Genomic DNA, 5,215 nt, shown 5'->3' on the forward strand with positions numbered 1-5,215 from the left:
GGCAAGAGCAGCTCGACAACGAGCCGGGCCGCCGGCCCGCCGCCCCCACGCCGTCAAGGGCCACCAACCCCGCCGCAATATCCTCAACCACCGCAGACTGCCGCGCCGGCCCAGGCCGCTCCGACGGCACCACCTTCGGCTCCGCCCGCTCCGGCGACACCACCTCCGGCAGAGCCGGAACCCGATCGGCGCGGCAAGCATTCTGGTGTCGCCCCGGTGGAGCCGCCCCCGCAGGTCATCCGTGGTCGGCATTCAGCTCCGGCGCAGCCGGTGCGGGACGAACCGCTGAATCCGCAGAACCCGCCGGCGGACTCCGCCGCCGAGGCGGCCGCCGCGCGCCACCGGGGCTCCGAAGCTGAGGAAGCCGACGAGGACACCGGTGGAAATGTGGCCGACCTGCTGGCCAGGCTGCAGGCCGGGGCTCCCTCCGGAGGTGGGCGGCGACGCCGACAGGAGGACTGACTCCGATGTCGCCCCGCGGTGCGGCTAGGCTTTGTTCCTAGTCAGGTGACACCGCCCGGTACTCCGAAGTGTGGGACCGGAACGAGAATGTGGACTTGACCGAATTGTTGATCGCGACGTCAGTGAGGTCGTCAGCATGGGGACGCCGAACGGGCTGCGCCCGGCCCGACTCAAAGTCGGCATCATCTCTGCGGGTCGGGTCGGTACCGCGCTGGGGGTGGCCCTCGAGACCGCCGAGCACGTTGTCGTGGCCTGCAGCGCCATCTCCGCGGCATCGCGGCAGCGCGCTCACAGTCGACTTCCCGACACGCCGATCTTGCCGGTTGTCGACGTTGCGGCCTCCGCTGAACTGCTGATCCTCGCCGTCCCCGATTCCGAACTGGCCGGATTGGTGTCCGGCCTGGCCGCTGTGTCGGCGGTCCCGGCAGGTGCCATCGTGGCGCACACGTCGGGTGCCAACGGGGTCGGTGTGCTGGCGCCACTGACGGCCCAGGGCTGCATTCCGTTGGCGGTCCACCCGGCGATGACGTTCACCGGGTCCGACGAAGACATCGCGCGGCTGGCCGGAACGTGTTTCGGGATCACCGCGGCCGACGAGATCGGCTACGCGATCGCACAGTCGCTGGTTCTCGAAGTCGGCGGTGAGCCGTTCCGGGTCCGCGAAGACGCCCGCACCCTCTACCACGCTGCCCTGGCCCATGCGAGTAACCACCTGGTCACCGTGATCGCGGATGCGCTGGACACCCTGCGGGCCGCCATTGCCGGCCAGGAGTTGCTCGGTCAGGAACTGGTGATCGACGGGCCGGGCGGGATTGCCGAGAGAGTCGTCGCGCCATTGGCCCGGGCAGCGCTGGAGAACACCCTGCAGCGCGGTCAAGCCGCACTCACCGGGCCGGTGGCCCGCGGCGACGCCGCGGCCGTAGCTGGTCACCTGGCCGCGGTGGCCGAAGTCGATCCCGATCTGGCAGAGGCATATCGAGCCGCCTCGCTGCGTACCGCGCAGCGAGCCCACGCGCCCAAGGAGATATTCGAGGTGCTCACTAGATGACCACAAAATTCAAGCCGTCCTTCACCGCCGGCCAGCTGAACATCTACCCGACGCCGGCCGAGGTGTCCGAGGTCAGCAAGGCGCTGCGGCACACCGGCAGACGGGTGATGCTGGTCCCGACCATGGGGGCGCTGCACGACGGACACCTGGCGTTGGTCCGGGCCGCCAAGCGGGTTCCGGGCGCGGTAGTGGTGGTGTCGATTTTCGTCAACCCACTGCAGTTCGGTCCGAGCGAGGATCTCGACGCCTACCCGCGCACCTTGGAAACCGATCTGGAGCTGCTGCGGGCCGAAGGTGTCGAGATCGCGTTCACACCAACCCCGGCAGCGATGTACCCGGAGGGGCCGCGGACTTCGGTACATCCGGGCCCCCTCGGCGGGGAGCTCGAAGGTGCCGTGCGCCCAACACATTTCGCGGGTGTGCTGACCGTGGTCCTCAAACTCCTGCAGATAGTTCGCCCCGACCGCGCCTTCTTCGGGGAGAAGGACTACCAGCAATTGGCGCTGATCCGGCAGATGGTTGTCGACCTCGACGTCGACACCCGAATCGTCGGTGTCCCGATCGAGCGGGAGGCCGACGGTCTGGCGATGTCTTCACGGAACCGATTCCTCGACGCCGAGCAACGTGAGCAGGCCGGGGCGCTGTCGGCGGCACTGCTGGCGGGCATGTACGCCGCCTCCGGCGGGGCGGGTGCGGCGATCGACGCGGCCCGCGCCGTGATCGATGAGGTACCTGCCTTCCAACTCGACTATCTCGAGGTCCGTGGTCCGGCACTGGAACAGGCTCCGGCCGCAGGCCCGGGCCGGATCCTGATCGCTGCTCGTCTGGGCACCACGCGGCTACTGGACAACATCGCGATCGACCTCGGCACCGCCGTCGGAGAGCGCGGTGAATACGCCGGAGCCGATCAGCATCACGAACTGCCCTGGAGAAACTGACGTGCTGTTGGCCATCGACGTCCGTAACACACACACCGTCGTCGGCTTGATCTCTGGCTCTGGTGATCACGCAAAAGTTGTGCAGCACTGGCGGATTCGCACCGAAGCTGAAGTCACTTCGGATGAGCTCGCGCTCACCATCGACGGGTTGATCGGTGACGACTCCGATCGGCTCACCGGGGTGGTCAGCCTGTCCACCGTGCCGTCGGTGCTGCATGAGATCAGGATGATGCTCGAGCAATACTGGCCGTCGGTTGTTCATGTGCTCATCGAGCCCGGGGTTCGGACCGGAATCCCGCTGCTGGTCGACAACCCGAAAGAGGTCGGTGCCGACCGAGTCATCAACGCGCTCGCAGCTTTTCACAAGTACCGGGCACCGGCGATCGTCGTCGACTTCGGCTCCTCGATCTGTGTGGATGTGGTCTCGGCAAAGGGGGAGTTCCTCGGCGGCGCCATCGCGCCGGGCATCCAGCTGTCCTCGGATGCGGCGGCCGCCAGGTCGGCGGCACTGCGTCGGGTCGAGCTGACGCGGCCGCGGTCGGTGGTCGGCAAGAACACGGTGGAGTGCATGCAAGCGGGTGCGGTGTTCGGGTTTGCGGGTCTGGTCGACGGTCTGATCAGCCGAATTCGCAGTGATGTCGCCGGTTTCGCCGGTGACGATGTTGTTGTGGTGGCCACGGGGCACACCGCTCCGCTGCTGCTGCCGGATCTGCGTGCGGCCGCCGAATACGATCGGTATCTGACGCTCGACGGGCTGCGCCTGATCTACGAACGCAACCGCGACCACCAGCGGAAGTTGCGATCCTCCGGTTCCGGCGCACCGGTGTAATCCGACAAGATCGGAGGCGGCCCGCCGCTACCGCCGGCGGTAGCGGCGATGGCCCCTGGAGGTCACGTGTTCGATCTTGGGTGCGCCGGTCATTTAAGCTCGGACGTCGTGAGCTCCGCCGATTCCCGCCCCGCCCCCGATGTCGATTCCGCCGATGACGACGATCTGCCCGAACAGTTCCGAATCCGCCAGGCCAAGCGGGACCGGCTGCTGGCCGAGGGCAAGGATCCCTACCCCGTCGAAGTGGGGCGCACGCACACCCTGGCGGAGATCCGCGCCCGGTATCCCGACCTGGAGGCCGGCACCGAAACCGGTGACGTCGTCGGTGTGGCAGGGCGAGTGGTGTTCGCACGTAACTCCGGCAAGCTCTGTTTTGCCACCCTTCAGGACGGTGACGGTACCCACCTGCAGGCGATGATCAGTTTCAACGAGGTCGGCCAGGAGTCTCTCGACGCCTGGAAGGCCGACGTCGACCTGGGTGACATCGTGTTCGTTCACGGTCAGGTGATCAGTTCCCGGCGCGGTGAGCTCTCGGTCCTTGCCGATTCGTGGCAGATGGCCGCCAAGTCGTTGCGACCGTTGCCGGTTGCGCACAAGGAGATGAGCGAAGAGTCCCGGGTGCGGCAGCGGTATGTGGACTTGATCGTCCGGCCGCAGGCCCGCACCGTGGCCCGCCAGCGCATCGCAGTGGTACGTGCGGTGCGGGCGGCCTTGGATCAGCGGGAGTTCCTGGAAGTCGAGACGCCGATGCTGCAGACCTTGGCCGGCGGTGCGGCGGCGCGGCCGTTTGTCACGCACTCCAATGCGCTCGACGCAGACCTGTACCTGCGGATCGCGCCGGAACTGTTCTTGAAGCGGTGTGTGGTCGGCGGCCTGGACCGGGTGTTCGAGCTGAATCGCAACTTCCGGAACGAAGGCGCCGATTCCACCCATTCGCCGGAGTTCTCGATGCTGGAGACCTACCAGGCGTACGGCACCTACGACGATTCTGCGCTGGTGACCCGGGAAGTCATTCAGGAAGTCGCCGATGCGGCCATCGGTACCCGGCAGCTGCCACTTCCCGATGGCACCGTCTATGACATCGACGGTGAATGGGCGTCGATATCGATGTATCCGTCTTTGTCGGATGCATTGGGGGAGGAGATCACTCCGAACACTCCCGCCGATGCGTTGTGGGCGATTTCGGACAAGCTCGGCCTGGAACTTCCCCGCGATCGTGGTTACGGCCACGGCAAACTGGTCGAGGAATTGTGGGAACACAAGGTCGGCGACCACCTGTGGGCGCCGACATTCGTCAAGGATTTCCCGGTCGAGACCACACCGCTTACCCGGCAGCATCGCAGCATCGACGGCGTCACCGAGAAATGGGATCTCTATGTTCGCGGTTTCGAGTTGGCGACTGGTTATTCGGAATTGATTGATCCGATCGTGCAGCGGGAGCGTTTTGAGGCGCAGGCGCGTGCGGCGGCAGCCGGCGATGACGAAGCGATGGTGCTGGACGAGGATTTCCTGGCTGCGATGGAATATGCGATGCCACCGACCACCGGAACCGGAATGGGCATCGACCGGTTGCTGATGGCGTTAACGGGATTGTCAATTCGCGAGACAGTTTTGTTCCCGATTGTCCGCAGACAAGGCTAGACGTCTACGACTAGTGCCGCTGTCAGGCCATTCTGCCGGATGAAACTGAACTGGTGACGAGTTGGTGAATGGTAGATTTTATGGCAGATTGATTCCAGCCGGTAGCTTGCCAATCAGGCGCTACCGATAGCGGTCGGCTTGTAGAAGGGTCAGTGAGCGAATGGCGAAGAAAGTAACCGTCACCCTGGTCGATGATTTCGATGGTGAGGGTGCTGCTGACGAAACTGTCGAATTCGCGCTGGACGGTGTGACGTTTGAGATCGATCTCTCGAGCAAGAATGCCGCAAAACTTCGTAA

The 5,215-nt window shown here is 65.5% G+C and carries 4 protein-coding genes and 2 pseudogenes; all 6 read left to right on the plus strand.

Features of this window, described 5'->3' with window-relative positions:
* Nucleotides 1-462 (plus strand): annotated as a pseudogene (locus WBB07_RS21720) (hypothetical protein); the annotation flags it as partial.
* Between the two features lie 136 nt (nt 463-598).
* Nucleotides 599-1,510, plus strand: coding sequence for a Rossmann-like and DUF2520 domain-containing protein (locus tag WBB07_RS21725; protein ID WP_526310438.1), 912 nt, complete (start codon nt 599-601; stop codon nt 1,508-1,510).
* Nucleotides 1,507-2,448: a pantoate--beta-alanine ligase gene (panC, locus tag WBB07_RS21730; RefSeq protein ID WP_526310439.1), complete on the plus strand. Its 942-nt coding sequence runs from the start codon at nt 1,507-1,509 to the stop codon at nt 2,446-2,448. The genes WBB07_RS21725 and panC overlap by 4 nt, the downstream gene beginning before the upstream one ends.
* Before the next feature lies 1 nt (nt 2,449).
* Nucleotides 2,450-3,277, plus strand: a complete 828-nt coding sequence (locus WBB07_RS21735; protein ID WP_526310440.1) for a type III pantothenate kinase — start codon at nt 2,450-2,452, stop codon at nt 3,275-3,277.
* 108 nt (nt 3,278-3,385) lie between these two features.
* Nucleotides 3,386-4,918, plus strand: a complete 1,533-nt coding sequence (gene lysS, locus WBB07_RS21740; protein WP_526310441.1) for a lysine--tRNA ligase — start codon at nt 3,386-3,388, stop codon at nt 4,916-4,918.
* Between the two features lie 160 nt (nt 4,919-5,078).
* Nucleotides 5,079-5,215, plus strand: a pseudogene (lsr2, locus tag WBB07_RS21745) (histone-like nucleoid-structuring protein Lsr2); the annotation flags it as partial.

It is taken from the genome of Mycobacterium sp. (genome assembly GCF_049647605.1).
Classification (GTDB): Bacteria; Actinomycetota; Actinomycetes; order Mycobacteriales; family Mycobacteriaceae; genus Mycobacterium.